Source organism: Streptomyces sp. DSM 40868 (assembly GCF_011820545.1).
Taxonomy (GTDB): Bacteria; Actinomycetota; Actinomycetes; order Streptomycetales; family Streptomycetaceae; genus Streptomyces; species Streptomyces eurythermus.
In genome coordinates this window covers 6,825,694-6,848,322 of the sequence record NZ_CP050504.1, presented here as the reverse complement: position 1 = coordinate 6,848,322, position 22,629 = coordinate 6,825,694, and the positions used below count along the sequence as shown (strand labels likewise).

The 22,629-nt window shown below is 74.7% G+C and carries 16 protein-coding genes and 2 pseudogenes; 8 read left to right on the top strand and 10 right to left on the bottom strand.

Features of this window, described 5'->3' with window-relative positions; all coding sequences use genetic code 11:
- Window positions 1-13: 13 nt before the first annotated feature.
- Both HB370_RS31150 and HB370_RS31145 read right to left on the bottom strand, forming a co-directional pair.
- Window positions 14-2,314, bottom strand: a complete 2,301-nt coding sequence (locus tag HB370_RS31150; RefSeq protein ID WP_030777963.1) for a serine/threonine-protein kinase — start codon at window positions 2,312-2,314, stop codon at window positions 14-16.
- Window positions 2,311-4,002: a trypsin-like peptidase domain-containing protein gene (locus HB370_RS31145; protein ID WP_030777961.1), complete on the bottom strand. Its 1,692-nt coding sequence runs from the start codon at window positions 4,000-4,002 to the stop codon at window positions 2,311-2,313. The genes HB370_RS31150 and HB370_RS31145 overlap by 4 nt, the downstream gene beginning before the upstream one ends.
- Window positions 4,003-4,170: 168 nt before the next feature.
- Here HB370_RS31145 and HB370_RS31140 point away from each other — a divergent pair, with 168 nt between their 5' ends.
- Both HB370_RS31140 and HB370_RS31135 read left to right on the top strand, forming a co-directional pair.
- Window positions 4,171-4,944 (top strand): polysaccharide deacetylase family protein, encoded by a 774-nt coding sequence (locus HB370_RS31140; RefSeq protein WP_030777959.1) that lies wholly within the window; start codon window positions 4,171-4,173, stop codon window positions 4,942-4,944.
- 90 nt (window positions 4,945-5,034) lie between these two features.
- Window positions 5,035-5,475 carry an SRPBCC family protein gene (locus HB370_RS31135; protein WP_030777957.1) on the top strand — a complete coding sequence of 147 codons (441 nt, stop codon included), beginning with the start codon at window positions 5,035-5,037 and terminating at the stop codon, window positions 5,473-5,475.
- A gap of 399 nt (window positions 5,476-5,874) precedes the next feature.
- On the opposite strand, the pseudogene HB370_RS42730 reads toward HB370_RS31135, so the two are convergent.
- The 3 genes and pseudogenes from HB370_RS42730 to HB370_RS31125 all read right to left on the bottom strand — a co-directional run.
- A pseudogene (locus HB370_RS42730) lies at window positions 5,875-6,024 on the bottom strand (XdhC/CoxI family protein); the annotation flags it as partial.
- Between the two features lie 31 nt (window positions 6,025-6,055).
- Window positions 6,056-7,513, bottom strand: coding sequence for an NCS2 family permease (locus tag HB370_RS31130; RefSeq protein WP_030777955.1), 1,458 nt, complete (start codon window positions 7,511-7,513; stop codon window positions 6,056-6,058).
- Window positions 7,514-7,854: 341 nt separating this feature from the next.
- Window positions 7,855-8,226, bottom strand: a pseudogene (locus tag HB370_RS31125) (FAD binding domain-containing protein); the annotation flags it as partial.
- Window positions 8,227-8,580: 354 nt separating this feature from the next.
- Between HB370_RS31125 and HB370_RS31120 the strand changes: the two are divergent.
- A complete protein-coding gene (locus HB370_RS31120) occupies window positions 8,581-10,257 on the top strand; it encodes a PucR family transcriptional regulator ligand-binding domain-containing protein (protein ID WP_030777952.1) in 1,677 nt (558 codons plus the stop codon).
- Between the two features lie 168 nt (window positions 10,258-10,425).
- The gene (locus HB370_RS31115) at window positions 10,426-11,190 is read left to right on the top strand and encodes a hypothetical protein (RefSeq protein WP_037700646.1); all 765 of its coding nucleotides are present in this window, start codon (window positions 10,426-10,428) and stop codon (window positions 11,188-11,190) included.
- A 527-nt stretch (window positions 11,191-11,717) separates the two neighbouring features.
- Here HB370_RS31115 and HB370_RS31110 read toward each other — a convergent pair.
- Window positions 11,718-12,407, bottom strand: a complete 690-nt coding sequence (locus HB370_RS31110; protein ID WP_078637384.1) for a GntR family transcriptional regulator — start codon at window positions 12,405-12,407, stop codon at window positions 11,718-11,720.
- A 179-nt stretch (window positions 12,408-12,586) separates the two neighbouring features.
- Between HB370_RS31110 and HB370_RS31105 the strand changes: the two genes are divergently transcribed.
- Both HB370_RS31105 and HB370_RS31100 read left to right on the top strand, forming a co-directional pair.
- The gene (locus tag HB370_RS31105) at window positions 12,587-13,429 is read left to right on the top strand and encodes a (2Fe-2S)-binding protein (protein WP_030777948.1); all 843 of its coding nucleotides are present in this window, start codon (window positions 12,587-12,589) and stop codon (window positions 13,427-13,429) included.
- Window positions 13,430-13,670: 241 nt separating this feature from the next.
- Window positions 13,671-14,717, top strand: a complete 1,047-nt coding sequence (locus HB370_RS31100) for a DUF2637 domain-containing protein (protein WP_030777945.1) — start codon at window positions 13,671-13,673, stop codon at window positions 14,715-14,717.
- A gap of 75 nt (window positions 14,718-14,792) precedes the next feature.
- Here the strand turns inward: HB370_RS31100 and HB370_RS31095 are convergent, their stop codons facing one another.
- From HB370_RS31095 to HB370_RS42080, 3 genes are all read right to left on the bottom strand, one after another.
- Entirely contained in the window at window positions 14,793-15,236 is a 444-nt protein-coding gene (locus HB370_RS31095; protein WP_030777943.1) for an ATP-binding protein, read from the bottom strand.
- Between the two features lie 329 nt (window positions 15,237-15,565).
- Entirely contained in the window at window positions 15,566-17,308 is a 1,743-nt protein-coding gene (locus tag HB370_RS31090) for a pyruvate dehydrogenase (RefSeq protein ID WP_030777941.1), read from the bottom strand.
- 68 nt (window positions 17,309-17,376) lie between these two features.
- The gene (locus tag HB370_RS42080; RefSeq protein WP_244405688.1) at window positions 17,377-19,026 is read right to left on the bottom strand and encodes a protein phosphatase 2C domain-containing protein; all 1,650 of its coding nucleotides are present in this window, start codon (window positions 19,024-19,026) and stop codon (window positions 17,377-17,379) included.
- 412 nt (window positions 19,027-19,438) lie between these two features.
- Between HB370_RS42080 and HB370_RS31075 the strand changes: the two genes are divergently transcribed.
- Together HB370_RS31075 and HB370_RS31070 are read left to right on the top strand one after the other, a co-directional pair.
- A complete protein-coding gene (locus tag HB370_RS31075) occupies window positions 19,439-20,428 on the top strand; it encodes a LuxR family transcriptional regulator (protein ID WP_030777935.1) in 990 nt (329 codons plus the stop codon).
- Between the two features lie 113 nt (window positions 20,429-20,541).
- A complete protein-coding gene (locus HB370_RS31070) occupies window positions 20,542-20,955 on the top strand; it encodes a hypothetical protein (RefSeq protein WP_030777932.1) in 414 nt (137 codons plus the stop codon).
- Here the strand turns inward: HB370_RS31070 and HB370_RS31065 are convergent.
- Entirely contained in the window at window positions 20,892-22,139 is a 1,248-nt protein-coding gene (locus HB370_RS31065) for an SGNH/GDSL hydrolase family protein (protein ID WP_106980587.1), read from the bottom strand. The two genes, HB370_RS31070 and HB370_RS31065, sit on opposite strands and share 64 nt — an antisense overlap.
- Between the last annotated feature and the right edge of the window lie 490 nt (window positions 22,140-22,629).

Genomic DNA, 22,629 nt, shown 5'->3' with positions numbered 1-22,629 from the left:
GCTGGTGGGTGGGTCAGAAGGTGGTCATCGGCCGGACGGCGTGGGCCAGGTCGAGCAGCCGGCCGTGTTCCCCGGCGGTGCGGGCCTGCGCGGCGAGCTGCCGGAAGGACTGCTCCAGCCGGGTGCGCAGCCCGTCCTCGTCACCGTCGCCCAGGAGGTCGCCCGCGGGGAAGTCCGGTCCCCAGCCCTGGTCGGGGCGGCTGTGCAGGGCGTTCTCGCGGACCTCGGCGATCAGCCGGGCCCGGGACTCGCCGTCGGCGGCGCCGCCGTCCAGGCGCAGTTCGGGCAGGCGCCGGGCGGCGTCGCGCAGGCCGGCCGGGGTGGGCGGGGTGGCGCCCAGGATGCCGGCGCGGATGCGGACGGCCGCGACGCGGGCGGCGTCGTGGTGCCGGGAGGTGGCGGGGACCTCGTCGAGGACGTGTACGGCGGCGTCCCGGTCACCGGCCGCGAGGTGGCCCCGGGCCAGGCCGAACGCGGCGGCGGTGTGCGCGAAGTCCCTTTTCCAGACGGCCTCGTAGTACCGCATGGCGCGGGCCGGGCGGGTGCCGGCGGTGTGTTCGGCGCAGTAGCCGAGGGCGAGCTTGGGCACGTACTCGCCGGGCAGCGCCTGGTGGACGGCGTCGAAGCGGGCGCCGGCCAGGTCGACCTCGCCCTTGCTGAGGTGCAGTACGCCGTGGTGCCAGGCGATGCGCCAGTCGTGGGCGGCGGCGCGTTCGCCGAGCAGGGTCTCGGCCTCGGCGAGCCAGCTCTCCGCCGCTCGCTGCTCACCCTTGCGCAGGTAGGCGCGGCACAGCCACAGCGCGGTCTCGGGGGTGCCGAGGCGGGATTCGCGGGGCCACTGCCGGGCGACCCGGTCGGGGGCGTCGGGCGGGAAGGAGTCGAGCAGCAGGGCGGCGCCGTCCTCGGGGTCGGGGACGGGTTCGGGCAGGGCGCCGGCCACCTCGGCGGGGTGGGGCGGGGAGACGTCCAGGGCGGGGGGCCGGTCGCCGGTGCGGCGGGTCCAGTGGCCGAGGGCGGGGATCGCGCCGAGTCCGGCGTCGAGGCCGGCGCCCGAGGGACGGAACAGGGTGGAGCTCTCGGGGAGTTGTTCGCCGAACCGGAGCGCGCGGAACTCGCGCAGCACCTCCCAGAGCTGGCGGGACATCTCGGCGGCGGAGCGGAACCGGGCGCGGGGTTCGGCGTGGGTGGCGCGGGCGATGACGCGGCGGAAGGAGTCGGAGGCGAGGCCGGGGGCGGGTTCGGTGCCGCGGGCCAGGGCCTGGAGGGTCATGCCGACGGTGTAGAGGTCGCTGTCGACCTGCCAGCCGCGGCGGTCGATCTCCTCCTTGGGCGGGGCGAAGCCGGGCGTGTAGACGTAGGCGGAGGCGCGGTCGCCGATGGCGCGGACGGCGCCGAGGTCGACGACCTTGACGGCCCGGCCGAAGTGGATGACGTTGGCGGGCTTCATGTCGCAGTAGAGCAGGCCGCGTTCGTGCATGTACTGGAGGGCACCGAGGATCTTGCAGCCGTAGGTGAGGACGTGGTCGAGGCGGGGACGGCCGTGGAAGATCCGTTCGATGTCGTCGGCGTCCATGAGCTGTTGCAGGGAGCGGCCGCCGATGTAGTCCATGACGAGGTAGCCGGTGGCGGGGTGGCCGGCGCTCTGGTGTTCGGCGTAGGTGACGATGCGGACGATGTCGGGGTGGTGCAGGGCGGTGAGGGAGCGGCGTTCCTCGACGGCGGTGTGGCGGGCGAGGACGTCGTGGACGTTGATCTGGCCCTTGAGGACGACACGGTGGCCGTCGGCGCGGGTGTCCTCGGCGAGGTAGATCCAGCCGAGGCCGCCGTGGGCGAGGCAGCCGAGCACCTTGTAGTGGTCGGCGACGACGTCGCCGGGGGCGAGCTGGGGCAGCAGCGAGTAGGGCGTGCCGCAGCGGGGGCAGCGGCCGGTGGCGCGGCCGGGCTGGCCGCCGTAGCCGACGCCGATGGTCATGGTGCAGCCGCCGGCGCCGCAGCGGCGTCCCCCGGTGGGCGGGCGGGGGTCGGTGAGGAGGACGTCGTCGGGGGCGGGGACCTCGGGCAGGACCACCAGTCCGTGCTGGTCGAGTTCGCCGAGCCCGGCGACGGCGTGCACGGCCGCCGGTCCGGGCGGCTCCTCGGCGGCGGCCGCGTCCGGGGGTCGTACGGGCGGTCCCGTACGGGGGCCGGGGGGCGGTCCCGTACGGGGGCCGGGGTGGGGTGCGGTGCGGGGTTCGGCGTGCCGGTGGCCGCAGGTGTCGCAGTAGCCGGTGGCCATGATGCGGCCCGTGCAGCCGGGCCGGACGCACGAGGTCACGACGCGCCCTCCTCCTCCGGTGCGGTGGTGGAGCAGAAGCCGATGAACCGTTCGACGGCGGTCTCGGCCCGCTCGATGTCGCAGGGGGTCTGCCGCAGCAGTGACAGCGCCTCCTCGTAGAGCCGGTACGCCGTCATGACCCGGTCGCCGTGTGCGGCGGCCCGCTGCCGGCACAGCGGCCATTCGGCGCCGACGCGGCCGAGGAGTTCGGCGCGGCGGCGCAGCCGGGCGTCGAGCAGGCCGATGGCGTTCTCCAGGCGCCGCCGGCGGCGGGCGACGGCGTCCTCGAAGGTGAACAGCAGGGCGGCCGCGGTGGGGTCGCGCTCCGGGTCGGGGGTGTGGGCGACCCAGGCGCGCAGCATCCGGGTGCGCCGTACGCCGGCCTCGGCCCGGTCCAGCAGCGGGCGGGTGCCGGGGCCGGGCAGGACGCGGTCCCGGCGGGTTTCGAGGGCCGGGCCCAAGTCCTCGGTGATGCGGTCGAGTTCGGCGCCCAGCCGGGCCCAGCGGTCGCGCAGCGGACGATGGACGAGCAGTTCGGCGGCGCGGTCGGCGCGCTCGCCGGGGGTGCGGAAGGCCAGCAGCAGCCGGGCGCCCTGCCGGGCGAGCCGGTCCAGCAGGGCGAGCAGGGTGTCGGGTTCGGCCGCCTCGTCGACGCCGGCCAGCACGGCGGCGAGCGGCAGGCGCAGGGTGCCGAGGCGTTCCGGGCGGGGGTCGTCGCGGATGCCGAGGCGTTCGGCGATCCGGTCCATGACCTGGGCGGTGGTCAGTTCCTCGACGTCCAGGGCGAGGTCGTGGGCGCCGGCGGGCGGCACGGTCTCGGGCGGGTCGTGACTGACGGCGCTGGTGTTGCGGTGGGTGCGCAGTTCGCGGTCGGCGAGGGTGACGGCGCGCTGGAGGGTGAAGGCGCGGTCGCCGCCGGCGGGGACGACGGTGACGAGCACCGGCCAGCCCTCGCCGCGGAACCAGGAGGCGAGTTCGGTGGCGAAGGGCACGTCGAGCCGGCCGGCGGCGGGGCCGGTGCCGGTGCGCAGCCGGGGGTCGACCGCCTCGGGGCCGTCGGACCAGGCGTCGACCTGGGGCAGGTGGCTGAGGATGGTCTCGGTGGGGCTCATGTAGCTGAACGCGGAGCCCGGTCCCTCGTCGACGCTGAGGACGATGCCGATGACCCGGTCGGTGGCGTGGTCCACGACTCCGCCGCCGCTGAAGCCGGGTGCGGCCAGTTCGCCGGGGGTGAGCGGGCGCAGTTGCACCTGGCTGTCCCGGCCGCGGGCGGCGACCAGGGTGGCGCCGTGCCAGCGCCCGCCGTCGTCGCCGTCCGGGAAGCCGTACATGCTGACGGGTCCGTGCGGAGCGGCGAGGCGGTGGAGCCGGGTGGTGTGTTCGGCGGGCAGGGGCGGCGCCAGGCGCAGCAGGGCGAGGTCGCCGCTGCGGTCGCCGAAGGTGTCCTCGCGCTGGGGCACGTGCTCGTCGGGGCGGACGGTGGCGGTGACGGGGCCGAGGCCGGGCACGCCGACCAGGCGGACGGTGTAGTGGTGGCCGGGCCGGACGACATGGCCGGCGGTGAGGACCCGTTCGGGCGCCAGGAGCACCCCCGCACCGAGGACCCGCCCGTCCGGCGTCTCGATGCGCGCGATCCAGGCGGGTGTCCGTAACCGTGCCGTGCCGACTCGCTCCCCCGTGCGCGTCATGGTCCTTGAGGTTACTCGGAGTACCCGCCCGGTACTACTGGTGTGCACGGGGACTTTGCCCGGTTTCACCCAAGGGGGTCGAACAGTTGCGCTATACACGCAGTGTATAGTCCCGGCATGCCACTCTTGACCGACACGACCGTCACGCCGCAGCACGCGCCCAGGAAGATGCAGGGAACGGGCCGGAGGTTGCGCCGCCGGGCCCTCGCCTGCGCGGCGGCCGCGGCCGGCCTGACGCTGACCCTGGCCGGCTGCGCCCAGGTCGACACGACCGCCCCGAGCACCGTCCGCGCCGAGGCGGCGCACGGCGCGCCGGCCAAGTTCGGCAGCGTCGACTGCCGCAAGGCCAAGTGCATCGCGCTCACCTTCGACGCCGGGCCCAGCGAGAACTCGGCGCGGCTGCTCGACATCCTGAAGGAGAAGAAGGTCCCGGCCACCTTCTTCCTGCTCGGCAAGCGGCACATCGAGAAGTACCCGGAGCTGGTCAAGCGGATGGCGGCGGAGGGCCACGAGGTCGCCAGCCACACCTGGGACCACAAGATCCTCACCAAGATATCGGACAAGGAGATACGTGAGGAGCTGAACCGGCCCAACGAGGCGATAGAGAAGCTCACCGGGCACAAGCCGACCCTGATGCGCCCGCCGCAGGGCCGCACCGACTCCAACGTGCACGAGATCTGCAAGGAGCTGGGCCTGGCGGAGGTGCTGTGGAGCGTGACCGCCAAGGACTACACGACCAACGACTCGGCGCTCATCACCCAGCGCGTCCTGGACCAGTCGTCCCGGGACGGCATCATCCTGCTGCACGACATCTACCCCGGGACCGTGCCGGCCGTGCCCGGCATCATCGACGCGCTCAAGCAGCGCGGCTACGTCTTCGTGACGGTCCCCCAGCTGCTGGCCCCCGGCAAGGCGGAGCCCGGCAAGGTGTACCGCCCGTAGCCCCTGCGGCGGATACGCCCCGGCACGGCGGACCGGCGGTGCCCACGATCGTGCCGTGCCCGGCGGACCGGCCGCGCCTACGATCGTGCCGTGCCCCCTATCTCCCTCACGCGTACGGTGCCCCTCCCGCCGGACGAGGCCTGGCGCCGGCTCACCGAGTGGCCGCGTCACGCCGGTGCCGTCCCGCTGACCCGCATCAGGGTGCTCACGCCTCCGCCGACTCGCGCGGGCACACGGTTCGTCGCCCGGTCCGGGCTCGGCCCGTTCGCCGTGGACGACGTGATGGAGGTGACGCTCTGGCGCCCGCCGACGGGGAACACGGGCGGGCTGTGCCGGTTGGAGAAGCGGGGGCGGGTGGTCCTGGGCTGGGCGGAGATCGAGGTCCGGCCCGGCCCGGGGGGCCGCAGCCGGGTGGTGTGGCGGGAGGAACTGCGGGTCGCCCTCCTGCCACGGGTCTTCGACGGAGCCCTGGAACGCGCGTCCCGCCTGCTGTTCGGCCGCGCGGCGGACCGGCTGCTGGAACGCCCCTGAGCGGGCTGCCTGCCGTACACACCCGACACCGCACGGCCCACCTCCCCGGAAGGACCCCGACCGGCGCACGCACACCCCGGGAGCTGCCGAAGCGGACCGGTAAGGCCCGGCCGCAGTGTTTCCCCTGCGATCCGCACGGACACGCACACCGGCCGAGCGGCCCCCTGCGCCCGGAACGGGAGTGACGAGACCGCCGTTGACGCCACCGCGCACCGGACCAGCTGCCGAAACGCCCCTGAACGGGCCGCCTGCCGTACACACCCGGCACCACACGACCCGCCCCTCCGGAAGGACCTCGGGCGGCGGGCCGGGAGCGTCCGGCCTCGCGGCCTTGGCGATCCGCGCGGTCGTCGCCGCCTCCCCTCGGCGGCGACGGCCCGCGCGGTCGCGCACACCGGTCCGGGCGGGACCGTCCGCCCGGACCGGTGTGACGAGGACGCCGTCGACGCCGCCGGCCGGACCGACGGCCATGGCATCCTCGTCGCCGTGCCGGAAGCGTTTCCGGACGGGCTGCCCGTCCGTCGGCGCCTGTCGGCACGGCTCGTACACGCCACCCCCACGCACCCCGGGGGCATGGGGGTCAGCGGACTCCCAGCCAGCCCTCGATGGGGCTGAGGGCGAAGTAGACGAGGAACACCACCGTGAGGCCCCACATGAAGGCCCCGATCTCGCGCGCCTTGCCCTGCGCCACCTTGATGGCGACGTAGGAGATGACGCCCGCGGCGACACCGGTGGTGATGGTGTACGTGAACGGCATCAGCACGACGGTCAGGAAGACCGGGATGGCGGTGGCGCGGTCGGCCCAGTCCACGTGGCGGGCGTTCATCATCATCATGGCGCCGATGACGACCAGGGCGGCGGAGGCGACCTCCTGCGGCACGATCGCGGTGACCGGGGTGAAGAACAGGCAGGCCGCGAAGAACAGGCCGGTGACGACCGAGGCGAGCCCGGTGCGGGCGCCCTCGCCGACACCGGTGGCCGACTCCACGAACACCGTCTGGCCGGAGCCGCCCGCCACACCGCCGATGGCACCGCCGGCGCCGTCGATGAACAGCGCCTTGGACAGGCCCGGCATCCGCCCCTTGTCGTCGGCCAGGTCGGCCTCGGTGCCGACGCCGATGATGGTGGCCATCGCGTCGAAGAAGCCGGCCAGCACCAGGGTGAAGACGATCATCCCGACGGTCATCGCGCCGACCTCGCCCCAGCCGCCGAACTCGACGTCGCCGAAGAGCGAGAAGTCGGGCATGGAGACCGCGCTGCCGTGCAGCTCGGGCGTGCCGTTGGCCCACTGCTCGGGGTCGATGACACCGGCGGTGTTCAGGATCAGGGCGACGACGGTGCCGCTGACGATGCCGATGAGGATGGCGCCGGGGAAGTTCCGGGCCTGGAGCATGAAGATCAGCAGCAGGGTGCCGGCGAACAACAGGACCGGCCAGCCGGTGAGTTCACCGGCGGGGCCGAGGGTGACGGGGCCGCCCTTGCCCTGGTGGACGAAGCCGGCCTTGTAGAAACCGATGAACGCGATGAACAGGCCGATGCCCATCGTGATGCCGTGCTTGAGCGCGAGCGGAATCGCGTTCATGATCATTTCGCGCAGGCCGGTGACGACGAGCAGCATGATGATCACGCCGTACATCACACACATGCCCATGGCCTGTGGCCAGGTCATCTCGGGGGCGACCTGGGTGGACAGGACGCCGGAGACGGACAGGCCGGCGGCGAGGGCCAGCGGTACCTTGCCGACGAAGCCCATGAGCAGTGTGGTGAGGGCCGCCGCGAACGCGGTCGCGGTGATCAGCGCCTTCTGGCCGAGCGTGTCCCCCGCCGCGTCCTTGCCGGACAGGATGAGGGGGTTGAGCAGGAGGATGTACGCCATCGCCATGAAGGTGGTGATGCCGCCGCGCACTTCCCGCGCGACCGTGGATCCTCTTCTGGATATGTGGAAGTACCGGTCGAGCCAGGACCGGCCTGCGGGGACGCGGCTGCCTTCGCCCGCGTCCTCGGCGGCGGTCCTGGGCTCCACTGACTGGTGGGTCATGGGCCAACTCCCAAGGTTCATAGGGACACCCGTGCACGCCTGTGCGGCACGGGATTTGGGATGAGTCGACCCGGGGGACGGCCCGAGACGAACAGGGGGGCCGGGGGGACGAGTCCCTCCGGAAAAGCACCGGTTGCAGCCCTTGAGGGCTACGCGGTTCCCGTGAGGTGCTCGGGACGCACCGGCGTGCGGACGAACTGGAGACCCGTCGTGTCCCGGATCGCCGCGAGGACGGCCGGGGCGGACGACGGGGTCGGGGCCTCGCCGGCACCGCGCGGCCCGTACCGGGCGTCCTCGTCGGCGAGTTCGAGCGCGTCGACCGGTATGGCCGGCGTGCCGAGGACGGCGGGGATCGGACGGTCCGGGCCGCGCGCGTTGCGCTTGACGCCCGGACGGGACGCGTCGACGGTGATCAGCCGCGGCCCGCGGGCCGCCGACGTGTGCGAGGCGAGCGCCAGGCCCGGCAGCTCGGCACGGAGACCCCGCATGATCGCGCCGTACGGGACACGGGCGCCCCGTCGCACGCTCCGCTCGCCGGTCTCCCACTCGTGGAGTTCGCCGACGCGGTTCGGGTCGAGCGGGTACTCGGGCCGCCGGTGGCCGAAGTCGATCTCGACCATGACATCGGTGCCGCCCGCGATCGGCACAGCGGTGGGGTGCTCGGCCTTCGCGGCGAGCGCCTCCTCCCGGCTGGCGGGGCGAAGGAAGTCCATGACCGGCTCTCTTCTTCGTCTCGTGAGTCGTGCGGATCGAGCCAATCCGTGTGCGGCGGGCGCGGCTCGTTCATGTGCTGTTCACGCGGAGTGGACTCAGTAGACCGCCCGGTACTCCGGCCCGGTCAGTCACCGAAACCATGAAGGAGTTGGCTGGCCAGGGCAGGCATCTTGTAGATTCGTATGAACGGAGGCCATCGGTAACCTCTCCGATTTCCTGGGGAAACGCGGGAAACAGCGCGGAGAACCGCACCACGCCTCCCCGGGCGTCCGGATCCGGGTGCCCCGGGACGGCCCCGGGCCCCCCTCCCAAGATTCATCGTAGGTTTCGAGACAAAGAACGGCGGCGACGAGATGCGGCTGCGCGCACTGCTGGACACCGATGCGCTGGGCCTGCGGCTGCTCGGCGGCGAGGACGAGCTGGACCGCGCGGTACGCGGGGTCATGACCACCGACCTGCGCGACCCGAGCCGCTACCTCTCCGGCGGCGAGCTGGTGCTGACGGGCCTGGCCTGGCGCAGGGACGCCGCGGACTCCGACCCCTTCGTGCGCATCCTGGCCCAGGCCGGGGTGGCGGCCCTCGCGGCCGGCGAGGCGGAGCTGGGCGATGTGCCGGAGGACCTGGTGCTGGCCTGCGCCCGGCACCGGCTGCCGCTGTTCGCGGTGCACGAGTCGGTGGCGTTCGCCACGATCACCGAGCACGTGGTCCGGCAGGTCTCCGGCGAGCGGGCCGGGGACCTGGCCGCGGTGGTGGACCGGCACCGGCGGATGATGACCTCGGGCCCGGCGGGCGGCGGCCCGGACGTGGTGCTGGACCTGCTCGGCTCCGACCTGGACCTGCGCGCCTGGGTGCTCTCCCCCACCGGCCGGCTGATCGCCGGCTCCAAGGTGGCGGGCCCGGCGCTGCCCGCCGAGACCTGCACCCGGCTGGCCGCCGAGCACCTGGCGGCCAGCCGCACCGGCCGCCGCGGCCCGCACCGGGTCCAGCTGTCCGGCACGACCTACTCCCTGTTCCCCATCCGCTCCTCCGGCCGCTCCCCGCAGGCCGCCCGCGACGTGCGGGAGACGGTGCTGTCGGACTGGCTGCTGGCCGTGGAGGCGGACGCGGGCGACTGGCCCGGGGAGCGGCTGGACCTGCTCCAGGGCGTCACCCAGCTGATCGCCGTCGAACGCGACCGCAGGGACGCGGCCCGCACGGTCCGGCGCCGGCTCGCCCAGGAGGTGCTGGAGCTGGTGCAGACCGGTGCCGCGCCCGCCGAGATAGCCGCCCGGCTCCGGGTGGCGGCGCCGGTGCTGCTGCCCGGGCTCGGCGCGGCCCCGCACTGGCAGGTCGTGGTGGCCCGCGTGGAGTGGGAGGGCGGCCGGCAGGTCGACGGCGGCCAGGTCGTCCAGTCCCTGCTGGAGGAGGTGCTGGTCGACCCGCTGGCGACCGGCCCGGAGCCCTCCGACCGGATCGCCGTCGCGCACACCGGGGACGAGGCGGTCGCCCTGGTCCCGCTGCCCTCGGTCACCGCCGAGCACGACGGCTCGGAGGCCGGGCTGCTCGCCGACTCCCTGCTCCAGGCGGTGCGCGAGCCGCTGTCCGCGGGCCTGGACGACGACGGCCGGCTCACCCTCGGCGTCAGCGCGGCCGTGCACTCGGCGGAGGGCCTGCGCGGTGCCCTGGAGGAGGCCCGGCACGCCCGCCGGGTCGCCGCCGCCCGCACCGGTCGGGTCTGCGCGGCCGGCCACCAGGAACTGGCCAGCCATGTGCTGCTGCTCCCCTTCGTCCCGGACGACGTCCGCCGCGCCTTCACCGCGCGGCTGCTGGACCCGCTGAAGGACTACGACCGGCGGCACCGGGCCGAGCTGATCCCGACCCTGGAGGCGTTCCTGGACTGCGACGGCTCCTGGACCCGCTGTGCCACCCGGCTCCACCTGCATGTCAACACGCTGCGCTACCGGGTCGGGCGGATCGAGCAGTTGACGGGACGGGACCTGTCCCGGCTCGAGGACAAGCTGGACTTCTTCCTCGCCCTGCGCATGAGCTGAGGCCGGCGGGGGGGCGCGCGGCGGCCGGCCCGGCCCCGCCCGCACCCCCCTACTTTGTGAATTTTTTCACCCATCCTCTTGGCCGGGCCCGGCGATTGGTGCTGGAATGCCGCCACCACTCAACAGCTCGATGGCGTGCATGGGGAGGGCAACGTGGCGCATACCGCCATGTCTGGTGATGGAACGACCGATGACGATCCTGTCCAGACCGCGGTATGGCGGCTGCGCAGCCGGGCCTGTTGGGCCGACGCGGCGGCCCTGCTGCCGGCCGACCGCGCCGCCCCGGCCCTGCAACGGGCCGCGCTGCTGGTCGAACGGTGTCTGTACACCGAGCGGGGCTGGGCGGAGGCGGAGGACGCGCTGCGCACGGCGGAGGCGCTGGCGCACACCGACGAGGAACGGGGGGCCGCCGCCTGCGAGCGGGGCCAGCTCGCCTACACGGCCACGCTGCACGGCGTCCGGGACCGCGCGGACGAGGCGCGGGCCGCGCTGGGCCGGGCGGCGGCGCTGCTCCCTCCGGGGTCGCGGGGGCGGGCGCTGCTGGACTTCCGCCGGGGACTGGTCGCCGAGAACCTGGCCCGCTCACCGCAGGCGGCCCGCGCCGCGTACCGCCGGGCGCACGCGGCGGCGGGGGCGCACGCCGACGCGCTGCTGCTGTCGTTCACCTGGCGGCATCTGGCCGGACTCGCCCTGCGGGACGGGGAGTTGGCCGACGCGCGGCACGGCTTCGCCGAGTCCCTGCGGATCCGGGAGGAGTTGGGTTATCTGGTGGGCACGGCGCCGGCGCTGGTGTCCCTGGCGGACACCGAGGAGGAACCGGAGGCGTCCCGGCTGCGGGAGGAGGCGCGGCGGCTGTTCCGGCTCCTGGGGGGCGTCCCGACGTGGCTGGCACGCCAACTGGCGCCGCCGGCGCCGGGGGTGGCCACGGCGTAGGGGTGGCCGACGAGGCGGGGGCGGGGTGGTCGGGGTGCGTTGCCGGGTGCGGGTGCGTGGGGCTTGCCCGCGCCGTTCCCCGCGCCCCTTTCGGGGCGCTTCGGCGGCGGTACCCCAGGGGCACGGGGACCTGCGCGACCGGCCACGACGAAGCCGCACCCGGCAGAGGGCCCGCAGTCAGCGGCCGCAGCCCGCACGCGGCAGTCGGCCCGCAGCCCGCCGTCGTAGCCCGAGGACCGCCGCCGCATCCCGCATCCCGCATCCCGCATCCCGCATCCCGCATCCCGCCACCGTAGCCCGCGGCCCGCCGTCATAGCCCGCGGCCCACCGCCGCAGCCCAAGGTCCGCCACCGTAGCCCGCGGCCCGGCGTCGTAGGCCGCGGCCCGGCGTCGTAGCCCGCACCGCCGTCACAGCCCGAGATCCGCCCGTCATAGCTCGCACCCCCGCCGTCACAGCCCGAGGTCCGCCGCCGTGGCCCGCACCCGCCGTCGTGACCCGCGGCCCGGCGGCGTCGTCCCGCGCGGACTCAGCTCGCGTCGGCGAAATGCCGGCGCACCAGGCCCCGTACCCCCTCCACGTCCCCGGCCGTCAACGCGTCCAGGAGGGCCACGTGTTCGGCCGCGTCGGCGACCAGGGCGGCCCTGCCCCGCCGGACCGGTGGCCACTGCGCCCGCCGGTGCAGGTCCTCGGCGATCCGGACCAGCTGCTCGTTGCCCGCCAGGGCGAGCAGCGCCCCGTGGAAGGCGCGGTCGGACTCGGCGTAGGCCGCCGGGCAGCCCGTGGCCGCCGCCCGCACCGTCTCCTGCGCGAGCGGCCGCAGCCCGGCCCACCGCTCGGCCGGCACCGTGCGGGCGAGCCGTACTATCACCGGCACCTCGATGAGCGCGCGCACCTCCGCCAGCTCGGCCAGCTCCCGCGCCCCGCGCTCGACCACCCGGAAGCCGCGGTTGGGCACGACCTCGACGGCGCCCTCCAGCGCGAGCTGCTGCATGGCCTCCCGTACCGGCGTGGCCGAGACGCCGAAGCGCTCCCCGAGCACCGGCGCCGAGTACACCTCGCCCGGCCTCAGGTCGCCGGTGACCAGCGCGGTGCGCAGCGCGTCCAGGATCTGCCCGCGCACCGAGGAGCGCTGGACCGGGACCGGCCGCACGGCGGGGGCGGGCCCGCCCGCGGCCGCGAGGGGCCGGCCCGGGGAGCCCTGCACGCCCTGCTTCACGGGTCCTCCTGGCGGCTTGTCGGTACTTGGGGTCATTGACGACGGGTTGTCGGTTGTCCGTCAAGCACCTTAGGCGCACCGGGCGGCAGTTCAAACTCCGCCATATCTGAGTAAGGTAAGGCTTACCTGCACAGCTCGGTCCGCGCCCGCGGACGCGTCCAAGGATCGGTGGTTCCGCCATGCCCGCTGCGGCCTCGCCGCTCACCGCCGCCTACGACCGCCTCGGCGCGGCCCTGCCGGGGCTGACCGTGACCGAGCTGGGCCCGGACGACCCGGTGCCCGGCGGCCCCGGCTGGGTCGGCGCCGCGGAGCTCGCGGCGGGCGGCGCGGCGCTGGACGCCTTTCTGGCCTGGGACGCGGCGCAGGTGGAGCGGGACTACGGCCACCCGGCCCGCCCGGACGTCGTCGCGAGCTTCGGCCTGCACCGCTACGCCTGGGCCGCCTGTCTGCTGATCACCGCCCCGTGGTTCTGGCACCGCCGGGTGCCCCGGCTGCCCGTGACCCACGTCCGCTACGACCGCGCGGCCGGCCGGATGGCTATACGCCGCCCGGTGTCCGTCGCCTGCCTGCCGGGCGACCCCGCCGCCGCGCTGCCCGGCACGGTCGTCGTACCGGACGAGGAGGCGCTGCGGGCCGAGGTGCGCGCGGCCGTGGCCGAGCATCTGGAGCCGGTGCTCGCGGCCTTCGGGCCCCGGATGCGGCGGCGCGGGCGCGCGCTGTGGGGCATGGCGACGGACGAGGCCGTGGAGGGGCTGTGGTACGTCGCCGGGCTGGCCGGTACAGAGGAGGCGGACCGGGCCGTACGGGAACTGGAGCTGCTGCTGCCGGGGACGACCCCGCCGTACGCCGGCTCGGCCGGGTTCCGGGCACTGACCGCCCCGGACGGCACCCGGCTGCCCACCCGGGACCGGGCGAGTTGCTGCATGTTCTACACCGTTCGCCCGCAGGACACCTGTGTGACGTGTCCGCGCACCCGTGACGGCGAGAGGATCGCCAGGCTCACCGCGGCCACGGCGGGTTGAGGAATCGTTCCGGCTGGGCACACCCGCCCCACCCGTCACGGAAACTTCTCCCACGACCACCCGTACGGGTAGTCTGTTCGAACTCAACTCCCGCCCCTCAAGCGGCAGTTCGAGCAGAACGCCGCCCTGGGCATCCCTCGCGCACCCCCTTGGCGGCCTCTTGCCCCGAAACCCCCTGAGGGTCGTCGGGAATGGGCCACTATGGCGGGCGTCACGCCCTATCCCCATGCAAGGGACCCTGATGAGACTGACCGACATATCGCTGAACTGGCTGCTTCCGGGCGCCGTCCTGCTCCTGGGCATGCTGGTGGCAGTGGCGGTGCTCGCGCGCGGCAAGCGCTCCTCCGGGGAGGACGCGGGCGCGGACGACTCCTGGGAGCGCAGCGAGGAGCGCCGCCGGCGCAAGGAGGCCCTGTACGGCACGGCCTCCTACGTGCTGCTGTTCTGCTGTGCGGCGGTGGCGGCGGCCCTGTCCTTCCACGGCCTGGTCGGCTTCGGCGAACAGAACCTCGGGCTGAGCGGCGGCTGGCAGTACCTGGTGCCGTTCGGGCTGGACGGCGCGGCGATGTTCTGCTCCGTCCTCGCCGTGCGCGAGGCCAGCCACGGTGACGCCGCCCTCGGCTCCCGGCTGCTCGTGTGGCTGTTCGCCGCGGCGGCGGCCTGGTTCAACTGGGTGCACGCGCCCCGCGGCGCGGGTCACGCCGGCGCCCCGCAGTTCTTCTCCGGCATGTCCCTGTCGGCCGCCGTGCTGTTCGACCGGGCGCTGAAGCAGACCCGCCGGGCCGCGCTGCGCGAGCAGGGCCTGGTGCCGCGCCCGCTGCCGCAGATCCGGATCGTGCGCTGGGTGCGGGCGCCCCGCGAGACCTACCGGGCCTGGTCGCTGATGCTCCTCGAGGGCGTGCGCAGCCTGGACGAGGCGGTCGAGGAGGTCCGCGAGGACAAGCGGCAGAAGGACGAGGCCCGGCGGCGCAGGCGCGACCAGCAGCGCGTGGAGCGGGCCCGACTGAAGGCGATCAGCCGGGGCCGGCCCGGCTTCGCCGGCCGGGGCGCCGGCCGGCAGGCCGAGGTGCAGCCGGTGGAGCGCGGGTCCGCCCCGGCGGCGACCGCGGAGCCCGCCATATCCACCCCGGAGCCGCTGCCCGTACGCGCCCGTCCCTCTCTCCAGCCGGTCCGCGGCGCCACTGAACCGCTGACCGTCGACCTCACGGCCGAGGACGACACCATGGCCCTGCCGCGCCTGGACTCCCTGGAGCGCAAGCTCAAGGACCTGGAACAGCAACTCGGCTGACCACCGGCCGGGGGCACGGGGGCCGGGGTGTGCCCGCTCCGGCCCCGCCCCGCCGTCTCCCGCCGCGTCACCGGATCACGCCGCCTCGGCGCCCAGTTCGAACCACACCGACTTGCCCACCCCGTGCGGCCGTACGCCCCAGGCGTCGGCCAGGGACTCGACCAGCACCAGGCCCCGGCCGTGGGTGTCGTCGTCCGTGTCCGGGGTGTGCCGCTCGGGCCTGCGGGCCACGAAGTCCCGTACCTCCACGCGCAGTCCGTCCGGTTCCAGCACGGCCGTCAGGACGGCGTCGTGGTCGGTGTGGACGATCGCGTTGGTGACCAGTTCGCTGGTGAGCAGTTCGGCTATCTCCGAGCGGCCCGGTCTGCCCCAGTGCCGCAGCAGTTCGCGCAGTGCCCGGCGGGCCTCCGGTACCGCTCGGAGATCCGCCCGGCCCAGCCTGCGCCGAAGCCGTCGCGCGTCGTCGGTGATGGTGTCCGTCTGGTCCCCCGCTGTCGCCGAGTAGGCCTCGACGGTCATCGGACCGCCCCCTCGTGCCTGCCTCTTCATGACCCCCGCCCGCACGCCGCCGGTCCCTGCCCCTCCTGGTCGAACACGTTCACGGGGGATGCTTGCCCAGCGGACACCGGGGCAGTCCTGGCGTATGCCCGATGACCGGCGGTTCGGCCATATCCGCACAGTGCCCCGGCCGCCCGGGGCACCGCTCCGGCGCCACGCACCGGGCGCCACGGACGCCGCAGGACGCCACCGAGACCCCGTGACGGCGGCCGGGCCCCGTCCGGCACCCGTGGTCGGAACGCCGTCACACCCGGTGAAACTGGCCGAAATGCGCTCCCCCGTCGGGGCGTTCACGGGCGTGGCACGTTCCGCAGGTTGGAGCGGGCCATCTGGAGCATCCGGCCGACCCCGCCGTCCAGCACGATCTTGGAGGCGGACAGCGCGAACCCGGTGACCATCTCGGCGCTGATCTTCGGGGGGATGGACAGGGCGTTGGGGTCGGTGACGATGTCCACCAGGGCCGGCCCCTTGTGCTTGAAGGCCTCCTTGAGCGCCCCGGCGAGCTGCTTGGGCTTCTCCACCCGCACGCCGTGGGCGCCACAGGCCCGGGCCACTGCGGCGAAGTCCGGGTTGGTGTTGGCGGTGCCGTACGAGGGCAGGCCCGCGACCAGCATCTCCAACTCGACCATGCCGAGCGAGGAGTTGTTGAACAGCACCACCTTCACCGGCAGGTCGTACTGCACGAGCGTGAGGAAGTCGCCCATCAGCATGGAGAAGCCGCCGTCGCCGGACATCGCCACCACCTGCCGGCGCCGGTCGGTGAACTGGGCACCGATCGCCATCGGCAGCGCGTTCGCCATGGACCCGTGCGAGAACGAACCGATGATCCGGCGGCGGCCGTTGGGCGTGATGTAGCGGGCGGCCCAGACGTTGCACATTCCGGTGTCGACGGTGAACACCGCGTCGTCGTCGGCGACTTCGTCCAGTACGGCGGCCACGTACTCGGGGTGGATCGGGATGTGCTTGTCGACCTTGCGGGTGTATGCCTTGACCACGCCCTCCAGCGCGTCGGCGTGCTTCTTCAGCATCCGGTCGAGGAAGCGCCGGTCCGTCTTCTCCTTCACCCGCGGGATCAGGCACCGCAGCGTCTCGCGTACGTCGCCCCAGACGGCGAGGTCGAGCCGGGAGCGGCGGCCGAGCACCTCGGGCCGCACGTCGACCTGGGCGATGCGCACGTCGTCGGGCAGGAAGGCGTTGTACGGGAAGTCGGTGCCGAGCAGGATCAGCAGGTCGCACTCGTGGGTGGCCTCGTAGGCCGCGCCATAGCCGAGCAGTCCGCTCATCCCGACGTCGAACGGATTGTCGTACTGGATGTACTCCTTGCCCCTGAGCGCGTGGCCCACCGGTGACTTGATCTTGCCGGCGAACTCCATCACCTCGGCGTGCGCGCCGGCCGTGCCGCTGCCGCAGAACAGGGTGACCTTGCCGGCCGCGTCGATCATCTCCGCCAGCCGGTCGATCTCGGCGTCCCCGGGCCGCACGGTGGGCCGGGAGGTGACGAGCGCGCTCTGCGCCGCCTTCTCCGGGGCGGGCTCGGCGGCGATGTCCCCGGGCAGCGACACCACACTCACCCCCTGCTGCCCGACCGCGTGCTGGATGGCGGTCTGGAGCAGCCGGGGCATCTGCTTCGGGCTGGAGATCAGCTCGCTGTAGTGGCTGCACTCCTGGAACAGCCGGTCCGGGTGGGTCTCCTGGAAGTAGCCGAGGCCGATCTCGCTGGAGGGGATGTGGGAGGCGAGCGCGAGCACCGGGGCCATGGAGCGGTGGGCGTCGTACAGGCCGTTGATCAGGTGCAGGTTGCCGGGGCCGCAGGAGCCGGCGCAGGCGGCGAGGTTGCCGGTGATCTGGGCCTCGGCGCCGGCGGCGAAGGCGGCGGTCTCCTCGTGGCGTACGTGGATCCAGTCGATGGCGGCGTTGCGGCGGACGGCGTCCACGACCGGGTTGAGGCTGTCGCCGACGACACCGTAGAGGCGGCGCACGCCCGCGCGGACGAGGATGTCGACGAACTGCTCGGCGACGTTCTGTTTGGCCATGGCTCGCTTGTGCCCCTTCGCTCCCGGAATACGGCCCTGCCGTTTCCATCAATCCACAGGGGCCGGGGTTACGCCTCCCACACGGCCGCCGCCGTACGGTCGTCGGCGTACCCCTTCACCCGTACCCGGGCGTCGGCGAGGAAGGCGGCGAGGCCGGGCGGGGTGCCGCCGGACCAGCGGCGGGCCAGGCGGGCGCGCAGGGCCTCCGCCTCGCGCAGCGGGTCGGCCAGACCCGCCGTGCACAGCACCAGCACATCACCCGGGCGGGCTACCGAGGCACGGAACAGGAACGGTTCGCGGGGCGGACGGGGGTCGGGCGAGCCCGGACGGGGGGCGCCGGGGCGCGGGGCCGTCCGGCCGTCGCCGGGCAGAGTGCCGGGGTTCGCCGTCCGGCCGTCACGGGGCAGAGTGCCGGGGTTCGGGGCCGTCCGGCCGTCACCGGGTAGAGCGCCGAGGTCCAGGGAAGCCCGGCCGTCACCGGGCACAGCGCCGGGACCCAGGGACGCCCGGCCGTCACCGGGCACAGCGCCGAAGTCCAGGGACGCCCGGCCGTCACCGGGCACAGCGCCGGGACCCAGGGACGCCCGGCCGTCACCGGGCACAGCGCCGAAGTCCAGGGACGTCCAGCCGTCACCGGGCACAGCGCCGGGATCCAGGGACGCCCGGCCGTCACCGGGCACAGCGCCGGGACCCAGGGACGCCCGGCCGTCACCGGGCACAGCGCCGAAGTCCAGGGACGTCCAGCCGTCACCGGGCACAGCGCCGGGATCCAGGGACGCCCGGCCGTCACCGGGCACAGCGCCGGGACCCAGGGACGCCCGGCCGTCGCCGGGCGGGGCGTCGGGGGCGGTGTCGTCGGCCGTCAGGCGCGGCTCGATGTCCTGCCAGGCGCCGTCCCGCAGCCGGAACAGTCCGCCGTCGCCGACCCCGAAGAAGACCCGGATACGGCAGTCCGGGTCGGCGGGCAGCAGCAGACACCTGAGGACGGCCACGGGCGCGTCGGTGGCGGCGCTCGCCCGGAGTCCGCCCAGGGCGCGGTCGGTGAGCCGGTGCAGACCGGATCTCAGGTCGCCGCGCCGGGTCGCCCGGATGTCCTGGGCGAGCCGCTGATGGCTGCGGCCCACCGCCCGCGCGATCCCCCGGCACGCCTCGGCCGCCGCCAGGTGCGCGCCGGGCACAGCCCGGGCGCCGGTCGCCATCGCGACCAGGACCAGCGCCTGGTCGCCGGCCCCGAACCGCGCGGTGAGCAGCGCGTCCCTGCGGGGCTCGCCCCGGTATCGCGCCGAGTCCCCGCGCTGCGACACGGCCCGCAGCGTGCACGCCCCGTACCGGGCGCCGTCCAGCACGGTGTCCGGGGCCAGGCCGTCCAGCGCGTCCGGGTCGGCGGGTGGGAGCGCGGTGGGCTCGGGTTCGTAGGTGGGCGGGCCGGAGCCGACGTAGTCCGGGAGGGACGCGGGGGCGACGAGGTGGTCCGGGAGCGGTGGTCCGGTCCGCTCCGGTTCGGGGGACGTGGACGGGTCCGGAGGCGGGGACGGCTCCCGGGACGGCGACGGCTCCGGCGGCCTTGGCCGTTCCGTCACCGCGTTCCGTGCCGAGGCGAACCGGTCGTCCAGGGAGTCGGGCGCCTGCGCGGGACCGGTGTCCTGTGTGGTGCCGTCGTACAACTCCCCCCACCAGTCGTCTTCTTGACGAGCGGGACGCGCACCCTGCTGGCTCATGCCCCTGATTGTCACCACACGGGCCGCGGAAAAACCGGGCACCGGGAAATTCCGGCGCACCGCCCGCTTCATCCGGCGCATTTGGTGAGGGAGCGAACGGCCTTGTGGCATCAGGCTGTTGGCCGCCGGGCGGCCCCACCCCCCACGGGAGGGCCGCCCGGCGGCGTCCGAGATGGCCCGGCCCCGGATCCCCTACCACGCGCTCGCACACGTCCGGGGCCGGGCCAGCTCAGCGGCCGGGTTCCCCGGTATCGCGCCCGTGAACCAGGTGAACGGCCGTGCCCTGCTGTCACCTTGGCAGACGCGCCGTCACCGCGGCGATGATGTCCGGCGGCGGGTTTGCGCCGTGGCCGTTTTCCGCCACGCCGCTTTCGCTCGTGCCGGGCGGACGCAGAGGGAGGAACGCGGGGCGATGCTGGCAGCGATAGGCCTGGACGAGACGCACGAGGCGGCCTACCGGGCGCTGGTGTCCGTGGGCGCGGCCGACGTGGCCGATCTGGCGCGGCGTCTGACGCTGGCCGAGCAGGACACCGAGCGGGCGCTGCGCCGGCTGGAACGGCACGGCCTGGCGGCCCAGTCCCCGGCCCGGCCGGGCCGCTGGGTCGCGGCGCCGCCCGGAGTGGCACTGGCCGCCCTGCTCACCCAGCGGCGGCACGAGCTGGAGCAGGCGGAACTGACGGCGGCGCTGCTCGCGGAGGAGTACCGGGCGACGGCGGCGGAACCGGCGGTGCACGACCTGGTGGAGGTGGTGACCGGCGCCTCGGCGGTCACCCAGCGCTTCCTCCAGCTCCAGCTCGGGGCGACGGAGGAGGTGTGCGCGCTGGTGACCGGCGATCCGATGGTGGTGTCCGGGATGGAGAACGAGGCGGAGGAGCAGGCGGCCGGGCGCGGGGTGCGCTACCGGGTGGTGGTGGAGCGCGCGGTGCTGGACCGGCCGCACGGACTGACCGAGCTGCGGGCGGCGCTCGGCCGGGACGAGCGGGTCCGGGTGGTGGACCGGGTGCCGACGAAGCTGGTGGTGGCCGACCGTTCGCTCGCGCTGGTGCCGCTTACCTCGAAGTCCGCCGAGCCGGCCGCGCTGGTGGTGCACGCCAGCGGGCTGCTGGAGCTGCTCGCCGGGCTGTTCGAGTCGGTGTGGCGGGAGGCGCTGCCGCTGCGGCTGGGCGCCGAAGGGGTGACCGAGGAGCCGCCGGGCGGGCCCGACGCCACCGATCTGGAGGTGCTCTCGCTGCTGCTGGCCGGGCTGACCGACGCGAGCGTGGCCAAACAACTCGACGTGGGACTGCGGACCGTACAGCGCCGGGTGCGGCGGCTGATGGAACTGGCGGGGGTGAGCACCCGGATGCAACTGGGCTGGCACGCCCGGGAACGGGGCTGGGTGACCCGGGAGCAACGCCACTGACCCGGGCCCGGCCCCGGCCGTGACCGGCGGTGCCTGCTGCCGCCCCACCGCGGGTCGTGCATCCCGCCGTGCGTCGTGAATACTGTGCCGACCGTCGTCACGCTGGGGAGAACATGACCGTCACCGCGTACTTGAGACCCGCCCTCGTCGCCGTGCTCCTGGCCTCGGTCACCGCCTGCGGCGCGTCCTCGGTGCCGGACGGCCCGACGGGCACCGCGACCGCTCCGGCGAGCGCCTCGACCGGCCCGACGCCCGCCGGGACGCACCACCCGGCGAGTGCCCGGCCGGTCACCGCCACCATGCCCGACGTCATCGGCGGCAACGCCGGTCGGGCGTACGAACAGATGGGCTCCACACTGGAGATGACCTTCGAGGACGCGAGCGGGCAGGGCCGTCGGGTGGACGACCTCGCGGCGTGGCGGATCTGCACCTCCCGGCCGGGACCGAACCGGCAGATCACCGACTACCCGGTGGTGTTCGGCGTGGTGAAGGCCTCGGAGAGGTGCGGGGTGACGGCCACGGGGTGACGAGGCCGGGTCAAGGCGTGGCGGACGGTGTCGGCCACGGCGGCCATGCCGGCGTCGTTGAAGTGCAGATGGTCGCCGGGGTCGTAGGCGGGCCGGATGCGCGTGGGGTCGGCCGGGTCGCGGACGGCGGCGTCCGCGTCGGCCACGGCGTCGAAGGCACCGCCGGTGCGGATGAAGGCGTTCACCCGCAGCCGTACCTCCTCGCCGGCCGGGGTCCAGGCGGGGTAGCCGCCGTACGGGGTGAGGGTGACGCCGACGACCGGGATGCCGCGGGCGTGGGCGCGGGCCACCAGGACGCGGTAGGCGTCGGCGTAGGCGGCGGGGTCGTGCGCCTGCGGAGTGCCCTTGATGTCGTTGATGCCCTCGAAGACGACCAGGGCCCGCACTCCGGCCCGGTCCAGGGCGTCGGCGTCCAGGCGGGCGAGGGCGCTCGGCCCGGTGCCGTCGCGCAGCAGGCGGTTGCCGGCGATACCGGCGTTCAGGACGCCGAGCCGGTGTCCGCGCAGCCGCTGGGCGAGCCGGTCGGGCCAGCGGCGGTTGGTGTCGGGGGTGGAGCCGTTGCCGTCGGTGAGCGAGTCCCCGAACGCGACGACGCTGCCGGCGGCGGGCCCGCGGACGTCGACCCCGGTGACGTAGTACCAGCGGCTGGTGGTCAGCGTGTACGCGGTGCCGTCCTCGTCGGCGGCCCGGCCGGCGCCCGCCGGGGCCAGGTAGCTGGTCTGGAGGGCGGTGCGGTGGTAGGTGGCGGGGCCGGAGTCCTCCGGGGTGTACACGGTGACGAGCAGGTCGGCCGCGGGCGGCACGGGCAGCGGCACCGTGTCGCTGACGGTGTCCGCGCCCGGCGGGACGGTCACCTCGGGGGCGCCGTGGAAGGTGGCGGTGCGCAGGGTGCCGGGCAGGGCGGCGGGGCCGGCCGCGTGGCGCAGCGCGACGGTGACGGCGCCGAGGCGGAGCGGCCGGGTGCCGAGCCGGTTGCTGAGCCGGACCCGGACGGCCGTGCCGCCGACGCTGAGGTGGACGACGTTGCGGAAGGCGGCGCCGGGCAGCGGGGCGGCGGTGCCGGAGGGTGCCGTCTCCCAACTGCCGGTCCACGGCAGCGGGGCCGACTGGGCGGCGGCCGGTGTCATGAGGGCCGCCGGCAGCAGCGGAAGGAGGACCGCGAGAACCCGTACGACCTTGGCCATGTGTGCCCGCCCTTCAAGGACGCCGATCGAGGACGCCCTTCGCAGCGAAGGTGCCACAACCGTGGCCGACACGCCGTCCGCCGCCCAGACATCCACCCGTTCGGCGTAATAGGGAGCCCGGCGCGTTCATGATTCGTTCAGCGCGCTCACCGTCCGGGCCGGTTACCTTTGGCGCCACGACCGGATGGGTGTTCGACGCCTGCGGCGCCCTGCTGCCGGTGTCCTGGGAGGGGAGAACGAGGCGATGGCGGTGTGCAAGAGGTGCGGGGAGCGGAAGCGGCGTTGGCCTCGGTCGTGTTCCCGGTGCGACTCCGGGTGGGACCGGGCGGACACGACCGCGGACGTCGCCGACCTCGCGGTGGGCACGGGGCTGTTGGGGTGGGTCGGGCGGGGCGTCGCGGGCGTGGCGCGACTGGTGGCGCGCGCACTGGACTGACCGGACGCCGGACCGTGTCCGGCGCGGGGGAACAGGAGCCCGGTCCGGTCGGGC